Consider the following 26,989-nt stretch of genomic DNA (forward strand, 5'->3'; position numbering starts at 1 on the left):
TTTTTTATCACATTTTTTTGTCGTTCTTATGACAACTTTCATAGCGTGAAGTGTTCATTTTTCTGGACATGGAATTGGCGGTGAACCTGGGGGAGGTGATGAACGCGATACCAGCCGTTAGAGTGCAGCCCAACAGCTGGTAGGTTCAAAGAATAAGCGTAGTGATTTTGCCTGTGTATGCGACAGAGCTACTGCTGTAATTTGGCCTTGGCTTCTTCCACTTTGGCGAAGTCTAGCCCCAGTTCTTCAACCGCTTGTTTGATGAGTGTAGGGTTTTGCATCACTTGCGCGACCAACTGTTGCAATTGGTCTTGTGGAAGCCCCAATTGCGCTAATGTTGCCATCGCGGCGAAAGGGTTTTGGGTTAGGGTTTGAAATAGCGCGTTGATCTGCTCATTGCTGATATTGTTTTCTTTCAACATGGCTAGAATTGGGTTCATTTGATTTCCTCTATTCATCTTGGTTTTGGGCGGCAAAATCGATACAACTCGACATCACCTCCCTATGGAAAATTAACCGATGAATTTTCCGATAAAGTTTTGGATGTTGCTGAAACTGGATACGGCCATCACAACCACAATCAGTGCGCCAATCGCAGTCAAGTAAATTGGGTGCTGATAATCACCGACAATATCTTTACGGCGAGTTGCCGCAAGAACGAAGCCAAGCACCACAGGTAGGATAATACTGTTAATCAAACCTGCCAACATCAGCAGAAGAATGGGCATATTCATCATCACAGTGCCGACACTGGTCAGAATAATAAATCCGACACACCAAGCTTTTTCATTGCGAGCTACGACAGGGAATAGGGTTTTGATCAGTGAAATAGCCATGTAAGAGTTACCGACAACTGAAGTGATAGAAGCCACAAACAGTACCAGACCAAAGATGAAATAACCGATGTCCCCAGCGCCTTGACGAAACGCATCGGCAGCAGGATTGGTTTTATCTAGCACTGCACCGGTGGCGATCACACCGAAAATGGCCATAAACAGTAGAATGCGGATCACCACTGCAATCGAAATGCCTGCCCAAGCCGCTTTTTTAATGTGCTCAACGTTGTGATCACCTTGTAGGCCGACATCAACCAGACGTTGTGCGCCAGTGTAGTAACCACCGACAGCACCACCCACAATGGTTAGGGTTGGGAGTAGCAGGCTACCCATGTCGGTTGGCATTACTGCTGCGGTTAAGGTTTCTCCCATTGGAGGCAGGCTGGTCATTGCGACATATGCAATCAAGATGATCATGAAGAAGCCTAAGTAACGCGCCATCTGATCCATACGTTTTGAGGCATTGTGCACCACAAAGAGTAGGCAACCGACCACACCGGTAAACAAGGCTCCCCAAGTGGTATCTACGCCCGTCAGTACATTAATCCCCAGTGCTGCACCGCTTACGTTACCGAAGTTAAAGGCGACAGCGCCAAGCGCCAGTAAAACACCGATAAAGTAACCCGCACCTGGGGCAATTTTGTTGGCGATGTCTTGAATGCGCAGACTTGATACACCCACAATTCGCCACAAGTTCATAACGATACCAAAGGTGATGAACATCGAAGCAAACACGGGGAATGCCATATCGACTTTATAGATATTGGTAAAAACCGCGGTTTGGGTGAGAAATCCAGGGCCAACAGAGGTTGTCGCCATCAGGAATGCAACGCTGAGAATCGCCTTGGATTGCCAGTCAGTCTTGAGATGAGTGTGTGCTTTGGTGGTCATGCCGAATCTCGATTTTTTGTTGTCTCTCTATTTATAAAAAAGGAAAGACAACTGACCGAGATCAGCTGGCATAGAGCAGTTAAGCTCTTGAATTGTCGGGCCATTACGGCTCCGTTTTTGTTGGGCGCGAATGTTAGAGAGTAAGGCCAGAGATGTCAATCACTAAAATCAATAAATTTAATGTGGTTGTTACTCAGTGGCCTTGCTCGCGAGGCGATATTTTTGCCTGTCCTTGCATTGCTAATGACTTAAGCGTGTTTCTTCTTCGGTTGATAGTACAAAATCGACATCGAAACGGGGAGTTGTAAAATTTCCCCTTGTGCGTGCCCTGGTTGGGCATGGCGCATATTGGTATCGCAGATCAAACACCATTCCTGTTGTTGCTCCCTTGGCAGCAAGAAACGTGCTGGAGCATTGGTCTGGTTGATTAAATAGAGCATTTCTGGTCCATCGCTGCCAATGCCGATATGCAATGCCACCGAGGAAAGACGATTCCAGTCATCCATTTCCATTGGTTTGCCATCCACTCGCCGCCATGCGATGCGGTTATCGTTGCGTTTTTCTCCACTGAAAGCACGGATGAAAGGCACCATGTAGGTTTGCCGAGCCGCCACCATGCCAGCGAGCCATTCACGAAAATCTTGTTTCGTTTCGTTGCTTTCCCAGTTCAGCCAACTGATCTCATTATCTTGGCAATATGCGTTGTTGTTACCTTGCTGGGTATGAGACAGCATATCGGCCGTGAGAATATGGGGAATGCCAAACGCAAACAGTAAGCTGGCCATAAAGTTACGTTTTTGTCGCTCACGGGTAGCGCGGATCACTATACTGTCGGAATCCCCTTCGCAGCCGTAGTTATCTGAGCGATTGTCGCCATGCCCATCACGGTTCTGCTCGCCATTGGCTTCATTATGCTTGTGTTTGTACGACACCAGATCTTGTAGAGTAAAGCCATCATGATAAGTGATGTAGTTAACGGTGAGCTTGTATGGCCAGTTGGCGGCACTGTACAAGTCACGTGACCCCATAAGACGGGTCGCAAACTCTTTCAAAAAACCGAGATCGCCACGCCAGAAGCTGCGGGTGATGTCGCGCAATTTGTCGTTAGTTTCGTTCCAGCCGAAAGGGAAGTTGCCCACTTGGTAACCATTTGGGCCGATGTCCCAAGGCTCTGCAATCAACTTTACTTGGCGTAATACGGGATCTTGCGCCACGGCTTTGAAAAATGCGGCTTCTCTACTGAATTCATCGCCACGGCGACCGAGCGTTGCGGCTAAATCGAAGCGGAAACCGTCAATGTGATATTCCGTTACCCAGCAGCGCAAGGTATCCATCACTAAATTCAGTGCCGCTTGATTCGAAAGATCCACCGTGTTGCCGCACCCAGTGTAATTGGCATAGTGCTCACCGTGGTGCAGATAGTAATTTGGATCGAGGGCTTTTAGGTTAAACACCGGCCCACTGGCTCCGCCTTCTGCAGTGTGGTTGTACACCACATCCAAAATCACTTGAATGCCGTTACGGTGTAGTTCACGAATGGTGGATTTTAGCTCGTTCACTGCATCTTGGTTTGCGTAACGAGGATCCGGCGCCATAAACACATAGGGGTTGTATCCCCAATAATTTACTTTGCCGCTTTCCAGTAAGTGTGGCTCATGCATGCAAGCGGCAATCGGCAGCAGCTGCAAGGTATTGATATTTTGTTGGCGATAAAAATGGAGCATTGGCTCACTCACCAAGCCTAAATACTTGCCACGCAGTGCGCTTTCTACCTGTGGATTTAATTGAGTTAAGCCCTTGACATGCGTTTCAAACAATACCATTTCATCGCGCGCAATGTTTGGTTTCGCGACTCCTTGCCAATTGAACTGGGTATCCGTAACCACGCATTTGGGTAAGTCGAAACTTTTGTGGCTATCAAACGGTGGCTCATAGTGTAACGGGCAATCAAGCGCACGAGCATAAGGGTCAGCAATATAATGAAGCTCGTCATTAAGTTGAATTAAAAAACCGTATTTTTGGCCCGCACGAATGCCTGCTAGATAAGTGTGTTTAATGCCTGCATATTCTTGTTCAAGTTGATGAGTTTCATAACTGCCATCGGAATGAAACAGCGCCAATAAAATATGTTTATTGGCGGGCGAATAGACCGCGAAGTTACAACCCCCAGTATCGAGCGTTGCCCCTAATGGAAAAGGTGTTGATGGGTTCATTTTCATTTTTAGTCGTTGTTTTAGCGCACCATTGTTTTAAGTAAAAGGCTTTGACCGCTTCAGGTCAAGCGCAGGCTCACAAATATTTCTTTGTAATTTTATTTCTTTTTTATGAACCCATTAGGGCGGAAAAGTGATCATGAATACACTTTGTATTAGGCTATTTAGAAAGTGAGTAACCTCCTCCCCCCAAATAACGTGATCCAAGTTTTAAAAATGGCATGCTGTAATTTTTCTCATCCTTTCTCCTCCCCCTTAAATAAAAGTAGGGTGGAGGAAGTGCCTTTATTCCTCCTCACGTAAGCTCTCGACAGTTGAAACAACTGGGGATTCGTTCCCATCTTATCTCTCTTTTATGCTGCCAACTTTCTGCCTTTGGGGGCTCGACAGAAAAGAGAGCGAAGAATCTAAAATAAAAAACCTAAATGGAGTTAACGATGAAAAAAATAAGTGTAATTGCTGCCGCAGTGGCTGCAACGCTCGCAGCTGGTTCTGCTTTCGCTGTCGATTTCAATGGCTACTTCCGTGCTGGTACTGGGATCAGTGGTAATGGTACTGCGGATGTCGCTTTCCAAAAAAATGGTATCGGTCGTCTTGGTAACGAAAACGACAACTACTATGAGTTTGGTTTTTCAGAAGAGCTGAAAACAGGCGACCAAACGTGGAAGATCGACTCTATGTTGGCTAAAGGTGATGACGGCAAAGTTGGTTGGGAATCAGACAATGCAATCAACGTGGCTCAATTCAACGTACAAGCTAAAGGCTTGCTAACATCGGATAAAGAAGCCGTTCTGTGGGCAGGTAAGCGTTACTACCAACGTAAAGACATTCACATTACTGACTTCTACTTCTTGAACACATCTGGCACTGGTGGTGGTATTGAAAACCTTTCTATCGGTGATCAAAAACTTTCGGTAGCTTTGATCCAAGACGGCGATAACACAGATTCTTCTGGTTACATTTTTGATGCTCGTCTAGCGAATATTGGCCTGTGGTCTGATGCAACACTTGAGCTAGCCGTGGCTTACAACTTTGCAACCGAAAAAGACAATAAAACCGAAGCGGCTGACGATGGCGTGATGGGTACTGCAATTTTGCATCAAGGCCTGAGCAATGGCTTTAACCAAACAGTATTCCAATACGGTACAGCGGGTTACGGTGCTCAAGTGGCCAACTTCTGGGGGGCGGGCGCTTACTATGGTCGTGGTTCTGCTGACAACAACGATGCGAATGGTTTCCGCCTGTTGAACTGGGGTGTGATTAACCTTGGTGAAACGTGGGAAATGGGGCACCAACTTGCTTACCTGTCTGGTTCTGACATCGGTGCTTCTAAAGCAGATATTGATCAATACTCAGTAGTGGTTCGCCCAATGTACAAGTGGAATGACACGATGCGTACTGTGTTTGAAGCGGGTTACAACAGCGGTGAAGATACATCAGGTGCGGATTTCGAATACAGTAAGTTCACCGTGGCTCAAGCTTGGGCGATGGGCAACAGCTTCTGGTCTCGCCCTGAGCTGCGTGTTTACGGTTCATACTTGACTGACCACGAAGGCACTAACTTCGGTAGCAAAGGTGATTCTGATTTCGTAGTGGGTATCCAAGTTGAAGCTTGGTGGTAATCAACCTACTTGCTCTTAACATTTATTGTCCTTAATCCAAATAGCCGATATTGATCGGCTATTTTTTTCAAGGTTCACACGTTGACGGGTTTTCACATTGTAGTTTGGGTATATCGCACAAAATTGTGGTGTGGTGGTTTCTCGCAGATCGGTTTGGTGAGAGTCTTTAAAAAAATGATAAATAGGAGTTGTTATGGTGCTTAGAGCTTTATTACTGGGGGGATGCATTGCCTTAGCGGGTTGTCAGAGTACGGCTGTTGTTGAGCAAGTAAAGCCTAATACAGGGCAGGAGGTGCAGCAGATTGGGCAATTGCAAGCGACCAAGGTGAAATTACCTAGCACGACTAAGGTGGCGTTGACCAAGGAAACGCAGTATTTGCGCAATCAGGTGATTGCAAGCCCTGTCGCATTGTTTGAGATTCCCGCGGATCGTGGGCAAATGACCTTGACCATCACCAGTGAGATCGGTGATTCGGTATTCTACCCGCATGTAATGATTGTCGATGCCAAAGGTCAAGTGGTGGAATCGTATGAGGATACGGTGTTTGAATACCGTAAGCCGCGCTTGAATTTGGGCAACCGCTTAGTGGCTGAGTTGGCGTTCTATCCACCGCAAGGTTACAAATCACTTTTCGTATTGGTTTACACTCAAGAGCAAGACTTACAAGCTGTGACTTATGTTGCGCATCCTGCTCGAATTGATGCAGAGGCTCGGGGGAACTATCTGCCTGAAGTAAAAGATATTCCGGTTTCGCATGCCTTAACTGGCACCATTGAGCTGGATGTGTCGGGGCCTTCCTTCCTTTCTTTTGTGAGCAGTGAAGATCGCCAAGCTGCGACATCTTCTGATGCTGATGCGGCTAAAACCTCACTCAAGGTTCAACCCGATACGCAAACCTATTATTTCACCGCGATTGAACGTGCCGTGGAAGTCAATGATTTGCCTAAAGCCCTGAGCTTGTTAGATGAAGCGAAAGCACTTGGGGTTGAAGGGGTGCAAGAGGTATTTGTGAAAGCGGTTAACGCTCGCAAATAATGTGCTGAATCGATAAAAATGGGTGAAGGATCTTCACCCATTTTTTTTCGAACATAGTTTCTGAGTTGGATGTAAAGTACAATTCAGCTCATCTTTTCTTGCACTGCCAAATTCGCAGTGGCAAATGTGGTTACCCAATTAGAGAAACTATGAATATTATTGGAATTGCGATTGGCGCTACAGGGTTAACCTTGATCCTGATTTTTGTCTGGATGATAGCGTTATCTGTAAGACGTAAGCGACTGGAAGCCGAGCGTAAAGCCAGAGAAGAGGCCTATCGCAAAGCTTTAGAACGTAATCGCGAGCAAGAGCGCAAAGAGCGTCTATTCAAAGCAGAAGCTGGCCATATTCCGACCATTCTGTTTTTAGCCAAAGAAGCGGAGCGCAGCAGTTTAAAAGAAGCACTATTTTGGTACGAAAAGGCCGCACATCTCGACAATATCTCCGCGATGTATGGCATCGTCCGAGTTTGTCAGCGTATCCGTGAGGATGTGATTGCTAAAGAGAAAGCTAAGTTTTGGCACACCTGCGTGCGTGGTATGGAAGGGGAATTGGCGGCTAAATTCGAAACCGGTATGGCATGGCTGTATGGTCGTGGGATTGAAGTCAATGTGGCGAAAGGCATTGGTTTCATCCAAGAAGCGGCAGAAGCCAATTTTATTGATGCAATTTTGTTTATGGGCAGTTGGTGTGTTTCAAAAGACAATATTGCCCCAACACCGGCAGATTCCACATTCTGGTATAGCAAAGCGGCCAATATGGGCAGCGCTGAAGGGATGATGAGATTAGGGCAAAACTTACTTCATGGCGTTGGTGGAGCCAGCGATTTTCCTAAAGCGTGCTATTGGTTAGAACGTGCGTCAGAAAAAGGTCACCCAGAAGCGATGTACCACGCTGGTGAGGCTTGGATTGACCGAGGTGCACATGGCAATCCGATTGCTTATATTTGGCTCTTTCTCTCCTCCTCAATGGGTTATGAAAAGGCGAAAAATTTGCGTGATATGATTGGTGGCCGAATGGGGGTTGAGTCGATTGTTGGCTTGCAATCTTTAGCTAAGCCACTGCAACGTAAATTGGCCTCCGGTTCTGTGACCAAGCATTCAATTATCCGTGCGCTTAATAAGCTGTATAAACGCCAAATCCCTATTCCAACAAAGGACGATGTGGATCCTTTGGCTGAACAAGAAGCAGACTCCTTACTTGTTGAGTTAGAGGGGCATAATGGACTCGCTGATCTACCGCAAGAGGGGAAGAGTGAACGCTTAGACTTTTCTCAAGGCTCAATGGATAAAAGATAATAGAGTTAGAACCACGATATTTTTGGACATTGAGTAATAAAAAACGCCCCGATTTTTGGGGCGTTTTTGTAGGTTTTAAATCAGCTTCTGATTAGAAACCGATGATGTTCTTTGCTTCAAGCTCAGTGAAGTATTTTACAGTTTTTACTTTCAGCTCTTGAGTTGATGGCTCATCACACACGATTACTGCTTTAGGGTGCAGTTGCAGTGCGGATACTGTCCACAGATGGTTTACGCTGCCTTCAACCGCGGCTTGCAGTGCCAGAGCTTTATTATGGCCAGTGACAAGGATCATGATCTCTTGTGCATCCAGCAGAGTACCTACACCGATAGTCAGCGCGTACTTAGGTACTTGGTTGATATCACCATCGAAGAAACGTGAGTTAGCGATACGAGTATCTTCGGTCAGCGTCTTGATACGAGTACGTGAAGAAAGAGAAGAGGCCGGTTCGTTAAATGCGATGTGACCATCGTTACCTACGCCACCCATAAACAGGTTGATTTTGCCGTAAGATTTGATTTTGTCTTCGTAACGTTTGCACTCAGCTTCGTGGTCTTCGGTATTACCGTTCAACAGATTGATGTTCTCTTCTTGAATATCAATGTGATTGAAGAAGTTGTTGTACATGAATGAACGATAAGATTCTGGGTGGTCTGCCGCTAGGCCAACATACTCATCCATGTTGAAGGTCACAACGTGTTTGAAGCTTACTTCGCCCGCTTTATGCAACTCGATCAATGCTTTGTAGGTCGCCAGTGGTGTACCACCTGTTGGCAGGCCCAAAACGAAAGGACGCTCAGCGGTAGGTTTAAACTCGTTGATACGCTTAACAATGTGTGCTGCTGCCCATTGACCAACTTGTGCCGCGGCTTTCAGTGGGATAAGTCTCATGTATTGCCCCTAGATTAGATTTATGATGCTTTACAATCCCCTTCCTACTTAAAGCTGCAGTCATGGTTGCTGCACCAAGTAGTGTGGGTATATGTTAATTTTTATTATAAAATAAGTTGTCTCTGACTGCTATTGTTTTAGGTCAAAAAATTATAGTTTGACTAAAACATCATAGTAAATCGCCCTTAACTGCACGTTCATTCAGCACTCTTAACTAACTCGACACCATATTCGCTCTAGCTTCATAAAGCAAAGCAATAAAAAATTTATAGACAAAATTAAGTGGTTCTTTGAGGTAGCTCAGATTACAGACTGGCGGGTATTCTCCAGATTGCCAATACTTAAGATGGATAAATCTAGAGGGATAAGATCATGAAAAATGAACTGGATCCGAGCAAAGTCTTGTTAGCCTATGAAGCGGTGATGGAAAACGGTTCACCCACTGAGTTTGGTAAGCTCTATGAAGGCATTGAGGCGTATGCCGATTATGATGGCTACAACGTGTTCATGCGTGGTAACGGAGTCGAGTTGAAAGTTGGCTTCCACAATACTTATCATTTGGACTATGAGCAGGAGCACCTGCGCGATAGTTTCTTGAAGAAATTGAATATGCTCGCCAAGTAAGTGGGGACGAGTGAAAAAACAAGCCCTGAAGGTTGTTGGCATCAGGGCTTGAGGAAAAATTTCTGTATTTGAAACACAAAGTGAGCAGGCTATTAATGGCGTAGCGATTCAATTAAATATTTGAGAGTTGGCTCCGGCTCACTGCCTAAATCATCAAATCTAAACTGCGGTTTGATGAGCCAACCCCGTTCGACCAGTTCATCAATCAAATCGAGGTACTGATAGCTGCATTTTCCGACCAGCAGATTATCTAAGCTACGCTTTTGGGCTTGCTGCAAGGTGTTGATAAATCCTTCAAGATAGAGGTGATCTTTAGTGAAGCCGCCGCCACGATACACCCGAGTGGTGGTCACAAAAGCCGTATCACGATCTACCCCATACTCTTCAGTGAGATAGCTGAACGTTTGGTAAAAATTGTGCTCTTTGAGCATAGAATCGACCGCCAACACCCGTGTAGCTAAGGTCTTGAGTCGCTCATGAGACATATAACCCGCTTTGTATTCCGCCAAAATAGCTAAGCCTTCTTGTGATTCGGTCGCACCAGGTAGCCCAATCGAGAACACGCGCAAAGGTTGCATTCGGCCATTAAAGGTCGTGGCTAAATGTACGCCAATCTCATGTTGGATAAGGCGCTGTATTTCGGCATGTGAATACATCACTTTGCTGTTGAGATATAAGGTTGGTGGCTTCTTGCCGCTCACCATTGCACGCGCGGCTAATGATGCTGTTGGGGTAATATGACAGTGCATTCCCCACTCCTGAGCTTTTTTCAGCATGATCTCTGCGGCTTGATCTGCGTTATATAGCTGCCCTTTCTCTTCAGGCAAGGTTTTGGCATAAAGCAGAAACTTAGCGTTTTCAATGGCAGTGCGGTTGGGGCGGCCATAAAAGCGTAGCGAGTTATACAGAAACGATTCCTGACCAATGCTCGTAAGCAAATCGATCTTTTCACTCAGCTTATCGACCATAGATCCATACAGCTGTTTTAAGTCGGGATCGGAAATCGTATCGATCGGCAATTGGTAAAGATGCTGCTTAAATTCATTGGCGTTGATCGGTAACTGTTTGTAGCGAAATTCGGGCTTATAGCGGCTCGGTGCTGACTCAAAACGCTTCTGTTCAATATTAATATTGGTTGGGTTGACGTATTTGAGCGTTTCCACTTTGCGGGTCAGTTTGGACAGCGCATCATCAATACTCAGAATCGCAGGTTCGATCGATGAGCCAAGCATTTTCGCTTTGCTGATCCGGCGGCGATTATGGCGACGCTGAAAATAAGCACTTGTATGGCTGAGAGCACCTTTGAGACCACTGCACAGCGCGTTCAATACCAAGGGATAAACAGTACCGGTATCTTCCTCCATAAACACTTTTTTAACTTCAGTGGGGAGCACCAAAGTACGGTCAAAATGGGCGTTGGTATGAGCGATTAGATAACCACGGCCTTCAAACACGGCGTTGATTTCTGTTTTGTTTTCAATATGCGGCAACTGGATCTTGCTTAGCTCGGCGCAAAAGCGCTTTACAACCGAGCCCCAACGCTGCATGTCGATTTGTGCGGTACCTACGTTAAATACTGGCGCTGGTTTGTTGCCAAGTTGCTTGTAGTTGTAGGCATACATATCGAACACAATGACCATGCCGTGCATGGCTTCGAGCTTGCGAATTAAGGCTTCATAAAGCTGATAAAATTCGCTGTGCTTGCGATGGCTTTCGGTACGCTGCTTATCACTTAAAGGGCGATTCCAAGCCGATTTATAGCGGGTACTGAGGGTTTTTGCGCGGTTCAGATCGTATTCGAAACGGGAATCTAGGCCACACAAAGTGATGGGCTGTGAAGCGATGAATTGATCTGTGTAGGGAGCTTCTTCAAGATTACGCTCAGTTTTGCTGAGTTGACACTGCTTGAGCAGATCATCGCGCAAACGGCTTCCAGCATGGATGGCGGTACACACCACGGGCAGATAGTCTTCAATCTTGATAAAGCAGCCAGCGGATTCGAGTTCCCCTGCGAAAGGCTGCTCGCGCTGGATCAGCGAGAGCATCTCTTCAAGAGAATAGATGTTGGAAACTGGGTTGGGCATTTTTCCCCCAAAAGGGACGCAAATTCACGTCCATCCATGCTAGACGGGCTACAAACAGATGATGTAGCCCGAGGGAGGAATTAATCTTCCTCAGTCAAGCTTGGTTCGTCATCGGTGTAATCTTCAACGCCATCAGGCTTGTTGCGGCCATTCAAGGTATGGAAACGCTTGCGACCACGAGCCAAACGGGTGTACTTCAACCAGGCTTTTTCTAATTTACTTTCTGCCAACTCTGGTTTTTCTAGCGCTTTCAAGAAATGCTCTTCTTCAGCATTTTCGGGGTGTAGCTCACCACTCTCCAAACCGAGCATAGTGTCACCATAATGAGTTAGGATATTCTCTTCTGCCAGAGTAAAGTCGCCAGATTTAGCAAAGCCTCTTGGGAACTTCTTAGTATCGAAAAAACGTTTTTTTCCTTGACGAAATGCTGTCTCAGACATGTCAACCTCGTGTGAATATGTTCAACCACCGTGTAACCGTGGGTTACGGCGAAAGTTAGGCGTAATCTTCGGAAAAGAAAAACAAAAATTTTTTATCGTCATAATACTTCTTACTTGTTAATCTTCACGGGTAACATCAGAGGAAACTATATGGACGTAAAAGTCTTTCGCACCTTTCTTGAACTGGCCAAAGTTCGTCACTTTGGTCGAGCTGCTGAAAATCTGTATTTAACTCAAGCGGCGGTGAGTGCGCGCATCAAACAACTCGAAAATCATTTCGATGCTCAACTGTTTACCCGCGACCGTAATAACATCAAATTGACTTCAGCCGGCGAGCGTTTGGTGGGGTATGCCGAAGTGATGGTGGCAACTCTACAACAGGCAAAATTTGAGTTGTCGTTGGAAAGCGGTAAGGCGTTGCAGCTTACTTTAGGTGGTACGCCAAACATTTGGGATGCGTATTTACAGCATTGTTTAAGTCGGATAACCGATACTTTTGAAGGCTACGGTTTTTTGGCCGAAGTGATGGGGCGTGAGCAGCTTAATCGTGGGTTGCTTGAACGCACTTTAGATATGGCATTTGCACTGGATCCTATCAAAGCGGAAGAGTTGCAGTGTAAGAAAGTCGCTGATCTCGTTTTGGTTTTGGTTTCCACCCGACCAGATGATGCCGAAAGTGTTTTTGAAAATCGTTATGTCTATGTGGACTGGGGATCACGTTTTGCATCCGAGCACACGGATCGTCACCCGAAAGCACCGGCACCTTTTTTGAGAACGTCAACGGCGCGAATCGCTCTCGACTTTATTCTTGAGAAAGGCGGAAGCGCGTACTTACCTTACACCATGGTGCAACCTTTGTTAGATGCAGGGCAATTGTATCGAGTGTTTGAGGTCAATGAATGGCAGCGACCACTTTATCTGAGCTATCGTAAAAATAGCTCATCGATTGAGGCGATTGTACAAGTTGAAAAATTGATGAAAACGCTCGATCCACTCAGCTTTGCGCGTAGCTTAGGGAAAACCGAGGCCAGATTAGCTGATAACTGAGTATTGAGTTGAAAGCTAGCCACGTTTACCCCTATTTCTCCTTGTCGTTGACCTGAAACACAAGGGTTGAGGGATCGATATTGAAAGAGGATCGCTTTTGGCGATCCTCTTTTGCTTTTGCGAATGCTCTGCTGTGGATTATGAGTAACGTTTCGCGAGCAGATTATCGACACTCAGGCGACCTGAACCAGAGATGAGGAGCGATAAAGCGCCTGCGAGCAGAGCTAAACCAAACTCGTAACCGCCATTTGCTAAAAATAGACCGCTGCTGAAATGAACGCTGAAGATGGCAACCAGCATGGTGATCGACAAAACGAAAGCCGCAGGGCGAGTGAATACACCGAGTAAAATCGCCAACCCACCGAAAAACTCTCCGCTACCTGCTAAGAATGCCATGGCAACACCAGGCTCTAAGCCGATGGATGCCATCCACTGCCCAGTGCCCTCAAGACCATAGCCGCCAAACCAACCAAACAATTTTTGTGCACCGTGAGCCATAAAAATGATGGCCAGAGGGAGTCTTAGTGCCAGTGGAGCCCATGAACTCGGTGAAGTAAAAGTAGTTTTCAATAATGTACGCATGATTCGATCCTGTTGTGATTTCCATATAACAGCGCTCTGGTATATGGTTTGAAATATTTGAATAATAGATTAAGTATTATGGAGCTGAGTTTAGGTGAAAGCTGTTGGCAATATAATCGGTTTTATCTGACATTCTCGTTCGAAATAATTGAATGAACTTTTATTGATATTGTCACGATTCACTTCCGAAAATGGCTAGCGTAGGGATCAGAAGTCCGTAGACTGACGGAGGAAAATACAGGGAGAAAGCGCATTATGTTGCCCAATCAACTCAGAATTGAAGAGTGCCAACGTGCACGGATGAGCCGAGATCCGCGTTTTGATGGGCGCTTTTTTGTGGCGGTGAAAACCACAGGCATCTTTTGCCGCCCGATTTGTCCTGCCAATTTACCCAAAGAAGACAATGTGGAATATTTCACCACTCAAGCCCAAGCTGTGGCGGCAGGTTATCGCCCTTGTTTGCGTTGCCGGCCGGAAAGTGCAACCAATTCATGGGCTTGGAAAGGCACCGAAACTACCTTTTTACGGGCAATTAAGCTCATTGAGCAAGGTGAACTGCATGGTAATTTGGAAGCGTTAGCCTCTCGCTTAGGCATTAGTGAGCGCTATTTACGTCAGCTATTCCAACGTCATTTAGGCTTACCTCCAAAACAGTATGCTCAGATTCAGCAGCTTATGTTTGCTAAGCAATTGCTGCATTCGAGCCAAATTTCGATTACCGAAGTGGCTTATGCGAGTGGGTTTCAAAGTGCTCGCCGATTTAATGATGCATTCCAAAAGTTTTTCCGTTTAACGCCTACACAAGTGCGGCGTGATCGGACTGTTCTGCCATCACGTAATCAATTAAGTTTGGCTTTTCGTGGCCCCTTTGACTGGGCTCATATGTTGGATTTCTATCGCCTTCGGACGATTGAGGGCATGGAGTTGGTCGATGAACAGAGCTATCAGCGCCATTTTGTTTTGGGTGAAGGTAAAGGGTGGTTTAAGGCTAGTATGGCAGAATCCCATTTGCAGATTGAGTTTGAAATGGAGCGTTTGAGCGATTTGCGTCATTTAGTCGTGAAGTTGCGCCGAATGTTTGATCTCGATGCAGACCTGCTGAGCATTGAAGCTCAGCTAGAGCAGGTTGCTCCAGGGTTAGTCGTGCGCTCTGGGATTCGTATTCCTGGGGTTTGGAATGCATGGGAGGCAGGGGTGCGTGCAGTGCTCGGACAACAAGTTTCTGTGAAAGCCGCAATAGGACAGCTTAATGTCTTAGTGTCGCAGCTTTCTGGCGAGCAGGTGACGCGCTATTTTCCCACGCCAGAGCAGGTGCAAACGCATGACTTGAGCTTTTTACGGATGCCCGAAAGGCGAAAAGAGACGTTAAAACGTCTGGCTGATTATGTCCTTTTACACCCAACCGACCCTCCGTCTGAATGGTTAGCGTTGAGTGGTATTGGTCCTTGGACGGTTGAGTATGCTCAGCTGAGAGGTGAGTCACAAAGTCATTGTTTTTTAAGTAGTGACTTAGTGGTTAAAAAAGCACTGCATCGGTTCCCCCATTTAACGGCTGAATCTGCTGCTCCATGGGGCAGTTATGCCACTTTTCACTGTTGGAGTCAGTTATGACCTATTTTACGTACTATGAATCACCATTAGGCAGAATGACTTTACAGGCGGATCCACATGGTTTGCTTGGGGTATGGTTTGCCACCCAAACTACCCAGCCTATGCACTTGGGCGATTATTCTGAAAATTGTCCTATACTAAACAATGCAATACAGCAGTTAGATGAGTATTTTTCAGGTCTGCGTAGCCAGTTTGAGTTGCCCATAACCGCCAAAGGCACAGCTTTTCAGCAGTCGGTTTGGCACGCACTATGCAAGATTCCATACGGAGAAATCTGGAGTTATCAGCAACTGGCTGAAGCGATTGGTAACCCTAAGGCAGTGAGAGCAGTTGGGCTGGCAAATGGCAAAAACCCGATTTCGATCATTGTTCCTTGCCATCGGGTGGTGGGTAAAAATGGCAAGCTCACCGGATACGCAGGTGGTTTAGAGCGCAAAGCCTTTTTGCTGAATTTGGAGCAGCAAAAGTAAGGAAAAAACCATGAATCGAGTGAAATGGAAACGGATTATTCTTGTTTTGAGTGTGTTGGTGTTAAACGGTTGCTTCCAAGAGGATTTAGAAAATTTTGCCAACCGTGAAACTCTTGCCTTCAACGGTATCTATGACAATCAATACAACAAGGATACCTTAGAGTTTCGTCAGGGCGTGGTATATATCCAGTCTGGCCAGCAAAAATCAGAGCGTCCTTTTAGTGTAGAAGGGAGTACGGTGCGGATTCAGATCCGTAACAGCTCGAAAGAAAAACGAGAGGACTTGGTGATGACTATTCATGGGGGGGGGGAAGTGCTGACTTGCAGCGCGTGCGCTAAGTATCATCTGAGCAACATTTGGGTCAATCTCGTTGCGGAACCGAAAAATTCGCAAGCGACAGGAACAAAATAAGCCCGCTTAACGCGGGCTTGGGCTTGATAGATAAATCCCTACATTCACCTACCTGTAACCTGTTACCACAAACCGATCAGCTTCCACCACATGCCGCCGATCAAGAAGAAAATCGGAATGACAATCAGGGTGAACACAAACCCTATCTTCCACCACTGTTTTAGGCTGTGGAAACCGGCGCCAAACAAAATCGGAGCCGGGCCAGAAGAATAATGAGTGGTCGACATATATAAGTTACTGAAGATACCAAGCACAATCGCCGCTAACATGGCGGGTGCTCCTGCCGCAATGGCTATAGCGAGGAAGGCGGAGTACATTGCACTGATATGTGCCATAGCGCTTGCCATAAGATAGTGGCTGTAGAAATAGACCAGTAGCAAGATGCCTAAGGTGGCAATCCAGCCGTAGCCAGCCAGTGACGCGCCGATCATATCGCCAAACCATTTGATGAAACCGAGTTTATTCAGTTCACTTGCCATCATCACTAATACCGCAAACCAAGTGATGGTGTGCCATGCTTCTTTCTCACCTAATACGGCATCCCAAGAAATGGCTTTGGTTAATAGTAAAAACAGCATACCCATTAGCGCGGTGACGGTGGCATGAATGCTTAGTGTTGGGCCTAAAACCCAAAGTGTCACCATGCCAAGGAAAGTGATGCATACCATCCATTCATCGCGGCTCATATTGCCCATCTCCGCCAGATTTTTGCTCGCAATGGCGCGCATTTCTGGTGTCTTTTTGAGCTCAGGTGGGAAGAAGGTGTACATGGCTAGTGGGATCACAAACAAGCATACCAATCCAGGGACAATTGCAGCGAGGGCCCAACCACCCCAAGTGATGGTCACACCTTGTTCGGCAGCAAATTTTGCGGCTAGAGGGTTCCCCGCCATTGAGGTAAGGAACATAGCGCAAGTGATCGCGTTACACTGGAAAATACACTGTACCAAGAAAGCCCCGATACGGTTTTGTGTACCTTTCTCCGGATCGGAATCATAAGCTGCCGCTACAGAGCGAAAGAGTGGTGCAATGATGCCGCCACAACGTGCTGTGGTGCTCGGCGTAGCCGGTGCGAATAGCAGGTCCGTTAAGACTAAACCGTAAGCTAATCCTAACGAGTTATGACCAAGTTTGGAAATAAACCAATAACCGACACGGCGACCAAAACCGGTGCTGATAAATCCCCGCGAAATAAAGAATGCTGCGGCGATCATCCAAATAGTTGGGTCTGAGAAACCGGCCAATGCGGCTTTGATGGGCAAAATGCCCAACAGCACAGTGGCACACAGCCCCATTAATGCCATTGCTCCAAGGGGTAACGGAGCGAGAATTAAACTGAGAACCGTGGTAATAAACACGATCATCATTTGCCATGCTTTGGGTTCAAGCCCTTCCGGAACTGGCATGAACCACAGCACTCCACCAAATAAGATCAAAGTGAGTAGCTTTAGCTTGCTTGATGAGAACATATACACCTCCAATGTTTTTTACTAACTTAGTCATGGCGGTGTAAGAAATGCTGAGTCAAATCAAGTTTTGTCATCGCGGCTGAAGTTCGCTTCAAGCATTGGGGGAGAGTGCAAAGCCGTGCTGCAATCTCGGTGAGATTAAAGCGGTTAAAAACATTAAATTCATAAAATTCACCCATACGATCTCGATCATGTTTCTGCGCTTTCGTACCTCAGTATTACGGCGCCTTACCGTATGCTTTGGCTAATTGTGCTGAGGACTACAAAATGCCAAGTCGAATGATTCCCCGAACGTTTACCCAGCAGCTCACCGTATTGCTCTGCACAGCATTTGTTGCAGGGGCCGCCATGTGGTGGGGATTCAGCGCCGATAAAATTCAGCGGTTAATGACCAACCAAATTGCGCTGAGAGCTCAAGTACAAGCGGTTCAATTGGCTAAATTTCCGGATTTAATCCAAGCGGTAGGCGTGGGGGATGCAAAACAAGTCAGTCAATTGGTCGCCTCCTTACAAAGTGCGACCGATGCTGATTTTATTACTGTGAGCGACAGTGTTGGGATTCGACTTGCTCACCCGATTGCTTCACGGATTGGTTTACCTGTGATGGGGGATGATATTCGCCCAGCCTTGGAGGAGGGAAAATCGTATCTTTCCTACAGTGTCGGTTCGATGGGGCCTTCATTGCGTTATATCTCGCCGATTCGTGACACCAATGGTGATGTGATTGGAATGATCAAAGTTGGCTATCTGTTGGATACAGTAGCGGTTTGGCAAAATGAAAAACTGCAGCCGTTACTGCTGGTGGCTGGTATTACTTTGCTGCTTGCAACACTGATTTCTACCGCTTTTGCAAGGTTAGTCCGTCGGCAAATGCAAGATCGTGAACCTTGGCAATTGGCCCAATCTCTGATGACTTATGAAGGCGTCATTCAAGCCACTCACGAGGGGTTGGTCGCGCTCAATCAGCAAGGTGAGATTTACCTTATCAACGATTCCGCCAAGCGGTTGATCGGTGCAGAGCCGAAACAGCAGAGTTTGATTGCCGAGTGGTTACAAGACATTACGATTCAGGCTCAGAGTGAGAAGTTCATTGATCGGCTAGCATGTTTGAATGGGCGATCTTTGGTGGTGAGCCGTGTGCCTTTGCTCGGAAAACAGGGCTCTGCGGGTGCGGTGTACAGTTTGCGTGCGCACAGCGAGTTACAAGCGCTGGCGGACAGATTACAGCAAGTCGATCAATACGTGGAAAGCGTTAGAATTGCACGCCATGAGTATCGTAATAAACTCTCCACCTTAGCGGGATTACTGCAATTACAACAGTATGACCAAGCCTTGCTTTATGTATTGCAGCAAAGCAACTTGAACCAAGTTCAGTTGGATGCCTTGCACCATCTGCATGCTTGGCCACAGCTTACGGCCATTTTGATGGGGAAATGGAGTAAAGCGCAGGAATGGCATATTCCAATGGATTACCAAGCGATAGAAAATATCGCTACGTTGAGCCTGAGTGAGGAAGCATTTTGTACCGTGATCGGCAATTTGATCGATAACAGCTTAGATGCGGTACGAGGCATGCCAACACCGTGGGTACGAGTATCACTACATCAAAATGAACACGAGCTCTGCTTGCGAGTGAGCAATAATGGCCCAGTGATCACTCAATCGTTAACTGAGATTTGTCGCCCCGGTGTAACCAGTAAAAAAGGGGAAGGCGAGCATGGGCTTGGGTTGTATTTGGTGCAATCTTTAGTGAGTCGTGCTCGGGGACATTTGGAGTTGGATAGTGACGAACAAGAAACCACGTTCAGTCTCTACTTTCCTAAGGAGTGATAATGCTCAGTGTGATTATCGTGGAAGATGATCCGCAGATTGGCGGACTGCATGCGCAATTTGTGCAGCAAGATGGGCGATTTAAAGTGCTCGCGATCGTACCGACTTTGGCAGATGCCCAGAACATGGTGGAATGGGCAAAACCCGATCTGGTTATCGTCGATAACTATCTGCCGGATGGGCTAGGTATCGATTTAGTGAGAGCTTTGATTGACAGTCAGCCCAGACCAGAATGCATTTTGGTCACGGCCGCTTGTGATCTGGAAACAGCACAGCAGGCATACCGCTTTGGTGCCTTTGATTATTTGGTCAAACCTGTAGATTACCGCCGTTTGAGCGAGAGCTTGCAACGCTTTTACCGGTTACGGCATCCGGAATCCTCGCCTAAGGCCGTACGTCAGCAAGATCTGGATGAATTGTTTCATCCACAGCGAGGTAAAACCAACACAGCGATTGATGACTTTACCCTTGAACAAATGTTGGATCACTTTGTCCATGCTAATGTGGAGCATACCGCAGATTCTATCGCGTTACGGCTTGGGATCAGCAAAAGTACCGCGCGGCGTTATTTAGACAGTGCTGTCGAAGCGGGAGAGATTGTTGCTTATCTTGAGCATGGCAAAGTGGGGAGGCCGACTCGCGTCTATCGACGTCCCCGTTTGGATGAAATGGCTCGTTAAGTGAATAGTGCGTTGTTGATTAGCAGGTGCAACACAATGCTGACCACATAGCCAAGCAAGATCACGGGCGTCCATTTTAAATGGCTTAAGAAGGTGTATTTGCCGTGTGCCGCCCCCATTAACGCCACCCCTGCAGCCGAGCCAATCGACAGTAAGCTGCCGCCGACCCCGGCGGTGAGTGTGACCAGCAACCAGTTACCGACCGACATATCCGGCTGCATGGATAGCACGGCGAACATCACGGGAATGTTATCCACTACCGAGGAAAGCAATCCCACTAACACGTTAGCCCAGATAGGGTTCCACTCGGTGTAGATCACCTCCGATACCAATCCCAAATAACCAAGCAAACTTAACCCTCCCACACACATCACTACACCGTAAAAAAAGAGCAGAGTGTCCCATTCCGCGTGAGAAATACTTTTAAATACATCAAATGGCACCACAGAACCAATTCGCTTCAGTGCGGCTTCATCTTTTTTGGCCATTGCAATCGCGGTTTTCTTCGCTAATGAACGCGCTAGTGTTTTGGTGAGATAGAAGCCAAATAATTGTAAATAGGCGAGCCCCATCATCATGCCCATCACTGGAGGGAAGTGGAAAAAGGCGTGGAAACTGACCGCTGAAATAATGGTAAAAACAAACAGCAATACTATGCGTTTCGCACCGCGTTTGAGCTCGACCTCTTCTTGTAAGCTGCTAGGGGTTTGGTTGGGAACAAACAGTGACATGACAAATGCAGGAACCAGATAGTTCGCCAAAGAAGGGATAAACAAATCCATAAATTCAAGGAAGCTAACATGCCCTGCTTGCCAAACCATTAAGGTCGTAATATCCCCAAATGGGCTGTATGCACCGCCCGCATTGGCAGCAATGACGATATTGATACAAGCTAAACTGACAAAACGTTGGTTATCGCCACCGACTTTTAATACCACCGCACACATTAATAAAGCCGTGGTTAGGTTGTCGGCAATTGGTGAGATAAAGAAGGCGAGCCAGCCTGTGATCCAAAACAGAGTGTGGAAATTGAAGCCCTTATTGATCATCCAAGCTTTGAGTGCATCAAATAACCGCCGCTCTTCCATCGCGCTTATGTAAGTCATTGCGACCAATAAAAACAGCAGCAATTCCGCATATTCGAGCAAGTTATACTCTAACGCCTGCCGCGCGACTTCTGTCGAGCCTGTTTGCTGATATACATAACCAATTAACGCCCAAATCAGCCCTGCTGCGAGCAATACGGGTTTGGATTTGCGAAGTTGAATATATTCTTCAAGCATCACCAAGGTATAGGCAATAGCGAAAATGATCAGTGCGGCATAGCCAATATTGGAACGGGTTAAATCTAAAGCTTGCTCAGTGGTGGTTGAAGCGACACTGAGTGGCGAAAAAAGAGTAAGAGAAAGTAGCGCTATCCGACCCGTCATAACAAAGCTCCTTTTGATATCCACTTTTCTTGAAGTCATGCTTCAAGTTTTCAGGGTGGTGATGGGGGAAAGTTCTGTGAAAGAGTAGCCCTATGCGGAATTTGAAGTTGTGACCTAGCTTAGAAATGGTTGTTTATTAATCATATTTTCAGGGTGGGTATCCGAACTCACGCTACAAACTTGTTGTGTTTGATAGGTGCGGTGAAGCATTTTTGATGTATTTCTTTGTGCTGCGAATTAATTATCTATGCTTTCTATGCGCTATTTCACAAAATAATATTTTATTTTTCATTGTGAGATTAGTTTCATCTTCGTATTGACTTTGATCATCTCCTCTAGCACGAAATAAGTGCACCATCGCGCCAACCTGTTTCCAATTTTATAGAGGTAATTATGAGTCAACCGACAACGCTGGAGCGAAAAGTGACATGGGGGTGCTACGTTGCGTTAGCGTTCGCCGTGGTCTTTTTCTCTGGTTTACTGCAGTCCAACCAATGGTATGGCGTATTTGATTTCACCACCCTAAACGGTGCTTTTGGTAAGGTCGCTTACAATGTGAGCGAAACGGCGGAAGGTCTGCAAGTGGCCACCACCTCTCTGCGTGGTCACGGTGGCAGTGGTGCGCGTGATGGTTTCTTATTTGCACTGACTCTGATCCCAACCGTCATGTTTGCTCTAGGCATGATCAATGTACTGGAGCATTACGGTGCACTTGATGCAGCCCGTAAGTTGTTAACTCCGCTACTGCGTCCAATCATGGGCATTCCGGGTAACACAGGTTTAGCATTGATTGCCTCTTTACAAAGTACCGATGCAGGGGCAGCAATGACTCGTCAGCTCAAAGATGAAGGGCACATGACCAAGCGTGAAGCGGATGTTTTCACCATGTTCCAATTCTCTGCAGGTGCGACCATTGTTAACTTTTTCTCATCTGGCGCGGTGCTGTTTACTCTGACATTGGCCGATGGCTCAGCGGCAGTCACTTCTTCTATTGGTCTTGCCGTTGCAGTGATGTTTATCTTCAAAATTGTTGGTGCCAACCTTTTCCGCATCTACTTAAACCTGACCGAAGGTAAAGAATCATCTACCCCTGCAGCACAACAAGAGGAAGCGGCAAAATGAGTGAAGTGAAAGCGAAAAAGCCAATGGTGACCGATATCTTCGTTGAAGGTGCAAAGAAAGGCTGGGTGATTGCCACGACTTCAACAGTGCCTAATGTACTGATGGCATTTGTGATCATCAAAGCGCTGCAAATTACGGGTGCGTTGGAACTGATGGGCACCGTATTTTCCCCTGTGATGGCGGTTTTTGGATTGCCGGGTGAAGCTGCTGCGGTGTTGATTGGTGCGTGGATGTCGATGGGGGGGGCTGTGGGTGTGGTGATCACACTGTTCGACCAAGGTATTTTAAACGGAACGCATATTGCCATTCTGGCGCCCGCTATCTATTTGATGGGCTCACAAGTACAATATATTGGCCGTATTCTTGGCCCAATTGGTACCGAAGGCCGCTACATCCCAGTGATGATTGGTATTTCAGTATTGAACGCCTTTGGCGCGATGTGGGTGATGAACCTGTTTTTATAATCGGTCAATCTCCTCGATAAAATAGAAAAGGCCTCGCACTGTGCGAGGCCTTTTTTCTGTGTAACGTTCAACGAGGTTATTGAGCTTACTGAGTTTGCGATAAGCGTACCGCTTCCTCTTTTTCGCCAGCCTTAGGATCGGCAAAGCGGGCTTCATCAAACGCGTTTTCAGATTTTGCGACAATACAAGAGACGCACGCATCACCGGTGATATTCACCGCAGTACGGATCATATCCAGTAGGCGGTCGACACCCATGATCAGCGCAATCCCTTCCAGTGGCAGACCCACTTGGTTAAGTACCATGGCGAGCATAACTAAGCCAACGCCAGGAACCCCCGCAGTACCGACAGAAGCCAGTGTCGCGGTCAGGATCACCATCAGGTAATCGGTCATGGTGAGGTCGATGTTAAAGGCCTGCGCAATAAATGCGGTCGCGACACCTTGCATGATCGCGGTGCCATCCATGTTCACTGTTGCACCGAGCGGTACCGTGAATGACGCCACTTTGTTATCCACACCCAAGCGGTTTTTCACCGTTTCCATAGTCACAGGAATGGTGGCGTTGGATGATGCGGTCGAAAACGCAAACATAATGGCATCTTCCATTTTGCGGAAAAATACCATTGGGTTTAAACCGGCGAAGGTTTTCAGCATCAAACCGTAAGTGACGAAGGCATGCAGTAATAAAGTACCCGCCAGCACGACAAAGTATTCTGCCAAATTCAAAATTGCACTAAGACCAAGCCCTGTGAACAGTTTTGCCATCAAGAAAAACACGCCGTATGGCGCAAGGTGCATCAGCATCGCGACCAGTTTCATGATCACTTCGTTAAGATCACTAAATACCTGAGCAATACGCTCCCCCGGTTTGCCAGCGGCACTGATGGCCACACCAAACAGAACGGCGAAGATAATAATCTGCAAGGTATTGCCTTGCGCCATCGCACTGATTGGGTTGGTTGGGAACATATCCACAATGACTTTGCCCAGTGAAGGCGCTTCAGCGGAGGCAAAATTGCTGGCCGCAGTTAAATCAGCGCCTGCACCTGGTTTAAACAGGCTACCCATAGTAAGAGCAAGAGTAATGGCAATCGCGGTGGTGGCGAGATAAAAACCTAAGGTTTTACTGCCCATTCTGCCTAGCGTAGAGAGATCTTTGAGTGAGCTCGTACCACATACCAGTGAAACAAACACCAGTGGCACGACCAACATTTTCAAGCTGGCGATAAAAATCTTGCCGCCAACGTCAAACAGTCCATTAACGATGTATGCATCGACAAATCCATTTCCTGCAAACAGGGCGCGAATCGCAAATCCAGTCAAAATACCGGCTACCATACCAAGGATCACCTTGGCGGTAAGTGATAACGGTTTTTTGGTATTCATCCAGAACACTCCTTATAGTTATTCACTTTGACATCATGGCAAAGCGAGCAGGAGGTTATCAGGCGTATTCTGAAATCAGAAAATAAAATGCAAAACTCACGGCTTCATTGTGATCATTATCACTAAAATGACTTAAAAACACTGCGATTGGTAACATTTTTTTAGCTTTAAATTTTGTTTTTTATTTCAATTGCAAAACATAAGTTTGAATATGCAACAAAAATAGCCATTCTTACAAAATGAAAATGCGATATAAGATCGGTTTCACTGGTTTTGTGAAAAAGTCGATGGTAAGACTCGGCGCAAAGAAAATCCGGTGACCAGCATAGTGCCTGCTAAAACCAACACAGTACCGATGAGGGTATTTAGCCCTACGGGTTCATCCAAAATCCAATATCCCCAAAGAATGCCAAACACAGGGATCAAGAAGGTGACAGAAAGTGTGGATGCGGCGCCGATTTCTTTGACTAAACGGAAATAGATTAAATAAGCCAGTCCTGTGCAGATCACGCCAAGTGCAATAACGGCAGTCCATTCAAGGTTTGAAGGGATTTGGCGTAATGGGATGAACAGCATCAGCGGAGCAACCCATATGCACGCCGCCCACATACTGCCGTGAGCGTTTTCAAAGGCGCTAATTTGTGGTGCTTGCTTAGTGTAGTTGGTGGCTAAGCCATAACTGCCTGCTGCGAGTGCGGCACAAATAATAGGGAGCGTTGCCCCCGAGCCAATGGCGGCGATATCCCAACCCACAATCACCGCAACGCCGGTCACTCCTAATAAAAGCCCTGCGAGTGCTTTGCGCGTGAGAGGCGTGCCATGCCAAAAGAAGCCAATCACGGCTCCCCAAATAGGAGCTGTTGAGTTCAGTATTGAAAGTGTTGAGACATTGAGCGTTAAAGCTGCATAGGCGAAAAGCAAGAAAGGTATCGCGGTGTTGATTAACCCCAAGATCAAGAAATGGCACCAATATTGACGAATCGAAAGAGACTTTTTCAGTAATTGAGCAACAAGAAAAAGGCTGATAGCGGCAAACGCTACACGCGCTTCAATCAAAAATGCGGGGCCAAAACTGTGTGCAGCAACGCGCATAAATAGGAAAGAGCCTCCCCAAATTGCCGCCAAACAGAGCAGTTGCAGCAAGTTCATTAGCGACATAAATAGTCCTTCTTCCTTTGTCGAGCGTTTAATCTCAACCACAAAGAGACATTATGCAATCAACAAATGGATTAAAGTGCCGGATTTGGCTGGTTTTCTGATCATTAATGCAGTGAATTTCTCCGTGTGCTTCAAAGCTGGGGCACGGTGGCGTTAATTCAACAAGAAAATGAGAGATGTGCCACTATTGAGCTTGTTTATCAGTAATGAATTTTTACTATGCGAAATAAGTCACGGTTTGTTTGGCGCTGAATTCATAAATTTATTTTTTTGCTGCTCTAAATAAGGAAATCCATAATGAATAAAAAACTACTCACGCTGGTGATCACTAGTGCCATGGCTTTTACCCTACCTTACTCGGTAGTGGCGAAAGAAAATGTGGCCAAGCCAAGCGTTGAATACAGCCAATTTGTTACGCAACGCCAAGTGGTGGATCAACTTTTAGAGGAGGCATTAACCGCGTTTAAATCTCCCGCCCGAGTCTCTCACGCTGGGTTTACGGCCAAAATGCCGAGTAACATGGAGATTGTGACACAGCGTCTGCTCGAAGCTTATCAATTGGAACCCTATCGCACCGATTTATTAATTTCAGCTGCGAATGCACAGATCTACAACAAGAATGTCGACCAAGCGATTGAGCTGTTTAACCAAGCACTCAGTGTTGCGCCTGATGATGTTGATCTGCATACCTATCTTGCGGTTTGGCAAAAATTCAAAGGGAACGATGCGGCATATCAGAAGCATATGAAAGCGGTGCAATCTTTAAACGCAGGCCGCGCGGTAGATCTACAGCATATTCTGGACACCGTTGATCGCATTATTGCTACACCTTTGAAAACCGAAGCCACTCAAAAGCTGGGTGAAGATGGAGCAATTGTGACTTTAGGTTATGCACTCAATCCCGATGGTTCAATGCATGAAATTTTAATCAAACGTTTAGAAACCACCCTCGCAATGGCGAAAGCCAACCCAGACGCTGTGATTATTTTGACTGGCGGTGTACCACAAAATCATAAAACCGAAGGGAAATTGATGGCGGATTGGTTGATTGAGCGCGGAGTTAGTACAACACGAATTATTGAAGAAAACTACGCCACCAGTACGGTCGATAACGCACTGTTTAGTAGTTACGCTTTGGCTCGTCATGGCATTAAGCATGCGACCATCATCAGTTCGGCAAGCCATGTTCGCCGTGGCCAAACCTTGTTTGAAATTGCGAGTTGGCAAACGGGTCCGAAAGGCATTACTTTCGATACCGTTTCCTATCCTGACAAACCACTGAATGAGCTGGAGAAGGTTTCGAGCGGTGAATTGTTAGGGATTTACCGCGATGCGCTACGCACTTACGGTATGTGGAGCTACCGCTCTTATCCACTAGAATCTCGCTAAGT

General features: G+C 46.5%; 24 protein-coding genes. 13 read left to right on the forward strand and 11 right to left on the reverse strand.

The genetic code is table 11. The annotated features are described in order from the left end of the window. Positions 1-188 precede the first annotated feature (188 nt). The 3 genes from VOA_RS08465 to glgX all read right to left on the reverse strand — a co-directional run bounded on the left by VOA_RS08465 (position 189) and on the right by glgX (position 3,946). Positions 189-440, reverse strand: a complete 252-nt coding sequence (locus tag VOA_RS08465) for a DUF2999 family protein (RefSeq protein ID WP_001068176.1) — start codon at positions 438-440, stop codon at positions 189-191. A gap of 72 nt (positions 441-512) precedes the next feature. Beyond that, entirely contained in the window at positions 513-1,727 is a 1,215-nt protein-coding gene (locus VOA_RS08460) for an NRAMP family divalent metal transporter (RefSeq protein ID WP_000208337.1), read from the reverse strand. Positions 1,728-1,975: 248 nt separating this feature from the next. Then, complete coding sequence (gene glgX / locus VOA_RS08455; RefSeq protein ID WP_000783477.1) at positions 1,976-3,946, reverse strand: glycogen debranching protein GlgX; 1,971 nt, start codon at positions 3,944-3,946, stop codon at positions 1,976-1,978. 431 nt (positions 3,947-4,377) lie between these two features. On the opposite strand from glgX, the gene lamB reads away from it, so the two are divergent. From lamB to VOA_RS08440, 3 genes are all read left to right on the forward strand, one after another. Then, on the forward strand, positions 4,378-5,562 hold the full coding sequence (gene lamB, locus VOA_RS08450) for a maltoporin LamB (protein WP_000724323.1): 1,185 nt from the start codon (positions 4,378-4,380) through the stop codon (positions 5,560-5,562). Between the two features lie 193 nt (positions 5,563-5,755). Continuing rightward, a complete protein-coding gene (locus tag VOA_RS08445) occupies positions 5,756-6,598 on the forward strand; it encodes a MalM family protein (protein WP_000244225.1) in 843 nt (280 codons plus the stop codon). Positions 6,599-6,747: 149 nt separating this feature from the next. Beyond that, positions 6,748-7,896, forward strand: coding sequence for a tetratricopeptide repeat protein (locus tag VOA_RS08440; RefSeq protein ID WP_001021269.1), 1,149 nt, complete (start codon positions 6,748-6,750; stop codon positions 7,894-7,896). 91 nt (positions 7,897-7,987) lie between these two features. Here the strand turns inward: VOA_RS08440 and nagB are convergent, their stop codons facing one another. After that, a complete protein-coding gene (nagB, locus tag VOA_RS08435) occupies positions 7,988-8,788 on the reverse strand; it encodes a glucosamine-6-phosphate deaminase (protein ID WP_001237053.1) in 801 nt (266 codons plus the stop codon). A gap of 372 nt (positions 8,789-9,160) precedes the next feature. Between nagB and VOA_RS08430 the strand changes: the two genes are divergently transcribed. Further along, positions 9,161-9,412 (forward strand): DUF3081 domain-containing protein, encoded by a 252-nt coding sequence (locus VOA_RS08430; RefSeq protein WP_000787135.1) that lies wholly within the window; start codon positions 9,161-9,163, stop codon positions 9,410-9,412. A gap of 92 nt (positions 9,413-9,504) precedes the next feature. Here VOA_RS08430 and VOA_RS08425 read toward each other — a convergent pair whose 3' ends face one another. Both VOA_RS08425 and VOA_RS08420 read right to left on the reverse strand, forming a co-directional pair. Next, positions 9,505-11,496: a flavohemoglobin expression-modulating QEGLA motif protein gene (locus tag VOA_RS08425; protein WP_001133562.1), complete on the reverse strand. Its 1,992-nt coding sequence runs from the start codon at positions 11,494-11,496 to the stop codon at positions 9,505-9,507. Between the two features lie 80 nt (positions 11,497-11,576). Continuing rightward, a complete protein-coding gene (locus VOA_RS08420) occupies positions 11,577-11,936 on the reverse strand; it encodes a DUF413 domain-containing protein (protein ID WP_000004729.1) in 360 nt (119 codons plus the stop codon). A gap of 150 nt (positions 11,937-12,086) precedes the next feature. On the opposite strand from VOA_RS08420, the gene VOA_RS08415 reads away from it, so the two are divergent. After that, complete coding sequence (locus VOA_RS08415; RefSeq protein WP_000382708.1) at positions 12,087-12,983, forward strand: LysR family transcriptional regulator; 897 nt, start codon at positions 12,087-12,089, stop codon at positions 12,981-12,983. 138 nt (positions 12,984-13,121) lie between these two features. On the opposite strand, the gene VOA_RS08410 is transcribed toward VOA_RS08415, so the two are convergent. Next, the gene (locus VOA_RS08410; protein WP_001259625.1) at positions 13,122-13,565 is read right to left on the reverse strand and encodes a DoxX family protein; all 444 of its coding nucleotides are present in this window, start codon (positions 13,563-13,565) and stop codon (positions 13,122-13,124) included. A gap of 252 nt (positions 13,566-13,817) precedes the next feature. Between VOA_RS08410 and VOA_RS08405 the strand changes: the two genes are divergently transcribed. The 3 genes from VOA_RS08405 to VOA_RS08395 are packed head-to-tail and all read left to right on the forward strand — an operon-like array spanning position 13,818 to position 16,058. Then, positions 13,818-15,176: a DNA-3-methyladenine glycosylase 2 family protein gene (locus VOA_RS08405; protein ID WP_083806508.1), complete on the forward strand. Its 1,359-nt coding sequence runs from the start codon at positions 13,818-13,820 to the stop codon at positions 15,174-15,176. Then, the gene (locus VOA_RS08400) at positions 15,173-15,646 is read left to right on the forward strand and encodes a methylated-DNA--[protein]-cysteine S-methyltransferase (protein WP_000220868.1); all 474 of its coding nucleotides are present in this window, start codon (positions 15,173-15,175) and stop codon (positions 15,644-15,646) included. The genes VOA_RS08405 and VOA_RS08400 overlap by 4 nt, the downstream gene beginning before the upstream one ends. Positions 15,647-15,656: 10 nt before the next feature. Continuing rightward, positions 15,657-16,058, forward strand: a complete 402-nt coding sequence (locus VOA_RS08395; protein ID WP_001082485.1) for a hypothetical protein — start codon at positions 15,657-15,659, stop codon at positions 16,056-16,058. Positions 16,059-16,120: 62 nt separating this feature from the next. Here VOA_RS08395 and VOA_RS08390 read toward each other — a convergent pair whose 3' ends face one another. Continuing rightward, positions 16,121-17,527: a DASS family sodium-coupled anion symporter gene (locus tag VOA_RS08390; protein ID WP_000493045.1), complete on the reverse strand. Its 1,407-nt coding sequence runs from the start codon at positions 17,525-17,527 to the stop codon at positions 16,121-16,123. Between the two features lie 267 nt (positions 17,528-17,794). Between VOA_RS08390 and VOA_RS08385 the strand changes: the two genes are divergently transcribed. Next, positions 17,795-19,357: a sensor histidine kinase gene (locus tag VOA_RS08385; protein ID WP_001141126.1), complete on the forward strand. Its 1,563-nt coding sequence runs from the start codon at positions 17,795-17,797 to the stop codon at positions 19,355-19,357. Positions 19,358-19,359: 2 nt separating this feature from the next. After that, positions 19,360-20,037: a response regulator gene (locus VOA_RS08380; RefSeq protein ID WP_000953724.1), complete on the forward strand. Its 678-nt coding sequence runs from the start codon at positions 19,360-19,362 to the stop codon at positions 20,035-20,037. Here the strand turns inward: VOA_RS08380 and nhaD are convergent. Continuing rightward, complete coding sequence (gene nhaD, locus VOA_RS08375) at positions 20,034-21,467, reverse strand: sodium:proton antiporter NhaD (protein ID WP_000147726.1); 1,434 nt, start codon at positions 21,465-21,467, stop codon at positions 20,034-20,036. The genes VOA_RS08380 and nhaD overlap by 4 nt on opposite strands. 393 nt (positions 21,468-21,860) lie before the next feature. On the opposite strand from nhaD, the gene VOA_RS08370 reads away from it, so the two are divergent. Together VOA_RS08370 and VOA_RS08365 are read left to right on the forward strand one after the other, a co-directional pair. Continuing rightward, positions 21,861-22,589: a nucleoside recognition domain-containing protein gene (locus VOA_RS08370; protein WP_000082276.1), complete on the forward strand. Its 729-nt coding sequence runs from the start codon at positions 21,861-21,863 to the stop codon at positions 22,587-22,589. Further along, entirely contained in the window at positions 22,586-23,053 is a 468-nt protein-coding gene (locus VOA_RS08365; RefSeq protein ID WP_000005595.1) for a YjiG family protein, read from the forward strand. Before VOA_RS08370 ends, VOA_RS08365 begins: the two co-directional genes overlap by 4 nt. An 85-nt stretch (positions 23,054-23,138) precedes the next feature. Here the strand turns inward: VOA_RS08365 and VOA_RS08360 are convergent, their stop codons facing one another. Further along, positions 23,139-24,440, reverse strand: a complete 1,302-nt coding sequence (locus VOA_RS08360) for a dicarboxylate/amino acid:cation symporter (protein WP_001093080.1) — start codon at positions 24,438-24,440, stop codon at positions 23,139-23,141. A gap of 264 nt (positions 24,441-24,704) precedes the next feature. Next, entirely contained in the window at positions 24,705-25,598 is an 894-nt protein-coding gene (locus VOA_RS08355) for a DMT family transporter (protein WP_009355952.1), read from the reverse strand. A 297-nt stretch (positions 25,599-25,895) separates the two neighbouring features. Between VOA_RS08355 and VOA_RS08350 the strand changes: the two genes are divergently transcribed. Next, a complete protein-coding gene (locus VOA_RS08350) occupies positions 25,896-26,987 on the forward strand; it encodes an ElyC/SanA/YdcF family protein (protein WP_001035630.1) in 1,092 nt (363 codons plus the stop codon). Positions 26,988-26,989: the final 2 nt, after the last annotated feature.

This window comes from Vibrio sp. RC586 (assembly GCF_000176715.1).
Taxonomy (GTDB): domain Bacteria; phylum Pseudomonadota; class Gammaproteobacteria; order Enterobacterales; family Vibrionaceae; genus Vibrio.

Excerpts from the sequence above, each read along its gene's own strand:
- VOA_RS08465 (WP_001068176.1), bottom strand. The coding sequence starts at position 440 with ATGAACCCAATTCTAGCCATGTTGAAAGAAAACAATATCAGCAATGAG.
- VOA_RS08460 (WP_000208337.1), bottom strand. The coding sequence starts at position 1,727 with ATGACCACCAAAGCACACACTCATCTCAAGACTGACTGGCAATCCAAG.
- glgX (WP_000783477.1), bottom strand. The coding sequence starts at position 3,946 with ATGAAAATGAACCCATCAACACCTTTTCCATTAGGGGCAACGCTCGAT.
- lamB (WP_000724323.1), top strand. The coding sequence starts at position 4,378 with ATGAAAAAAATAAGTGTAATTGCTGCCGCAGTGGCTGCAACGCTCGCA.
- VOA_RS08445 (WP_000244225.1), top strand. The coding sequence starts at position 5,756 with ATGGTGCTTAGAGCTTTATTACTGGGGGGATGCATTGCCTTAGCGGGT.
- VOA_RS08440 (WP_001021269.1), top strand. The coding sequence starts at position 6,748 with ATGAATATTATTGGAATTGCGATTGGCGCTACAGGGTTAACCTTGATC.
- nagB (WP_001237053.1), bottom strand. The coding sequence starts at position 8,788 with ATGAGACTTATCCCACTGAAAGCCGCGGCACAAGTTGGTCAATGGGCA.
- VOA_RS08430 (WP_000787135.1), top strand. The coding sequence starts at position 9,161 with ATGAAAAATGAACTGGATCCGAGCAAAGTCTTGTTAGCCTATGAAGCG.
- VOA_RS08425 (WP_001133562.1), bottom strand. The coding sequence starts at position 11,496 with ATGCCCAACCCAGTTTCCAACATCTATTCTCTTGAAGAGATGCTCTCG.
- VOA_RS08420 (WP_000004729.1), bottom strand. The coding sequence starts at position 11,936 with ATGTCTGAGACAGCATTTCGTCAAGGAAAAAAACGTTTTTTCGATACT.
- VOA_RS08415 (WP_000382708.1), top strand. The coding sequence starts at position 12,087 with ATGGACGTAAAAGTCTTTCGCACCTTTCTTGAACTGGCCAAAGTTCGT.
- VOA_RS08410 (WP_001259625.1), bottom strand. The coding sequence starts at position 13,565 with ATGCGTACATTATTGAAAACTACTTTTACTTCACCGAGTTCATGGGCT.
- VOA_RS08400 (WP_000220868.1), top strand. The coding sequence starts at position 15,173 with ATGACCTATTTTACGTACTATGAATCACCATTAGGCAGAATGACTTTA.
- VOA_RS08395 (WP_001082485.1), top strand. The coding sequence starts at position 15,657 with ATGAATCGAGTGAAATGGAAACGGATTATTCTTGTTTTGAGTGTGTTG.
- VOA_RS08390 (WP_000493045.1), bottom strand. The coding sequence starts at position 17,527 with ATGTTCTCATCAAGCAAGCTAAAGCTACTCACTTTGATCTTATTTGGT.
- VOA_RS08385 (WP_001141126.1), top strand. The coding sequence starts at position 17,795 with ATGCCAAGTCGAATGATTCCCCGAACGTTTACCCAGCAGCTCACCGTA.
- VOA_RS08380 (WP_000953724.1), top strand. The coding sequence starts at position 19,360 with ATGCTCAGTGTGATTATCGTGGAAGATGATCCGCAGATTGGCGGACTG.
- nhaD (WP_000147726.1), bottom strand. The coding sequence starts at position 21,467 with ATGACGGGTCGGATAGCGCTACTTTCTCTTACTCTTTTTTCGCCACTC.
- VOA_RS08370 (WP_000082276.1), top strand. The coding sequence starts at position 21,861 with ATGAGTCAACCGACAACGCTGGAGCGAAAAGTGACATGGGGGTGCTAC.
- VOA_RS08365 (WP_000005595.1), top strand. The coding sequence starts at position 22,586 with ATGAGTGAAGTGAAAGCGAAAAAGCCAATGGTGACCGATATCTTCGTT.
- VOA_RS08360 (WP_001093080.1), bottom strand. The coding sequence starts at position 24,440 with ATGAATACCAAAAAACCGTTATCACTTACCGCCAAGGTGATCCTTGGT.
- VOA_RS08355 (WP_009355952.1), bottom strand. The coding sequence starts at position 25,598 with ATGTCGCTAATGAACTTGCTGCAACTGCTCTGTTTGGCGGCAATTTGG.
- VOA_RS08350 (WP_001035630.1), top strand. The coding sequence starts at position 25,896 with ATGAATAAAAAACTACTCACGCTGGTGATCACTAGTGCCATGGCTTTT.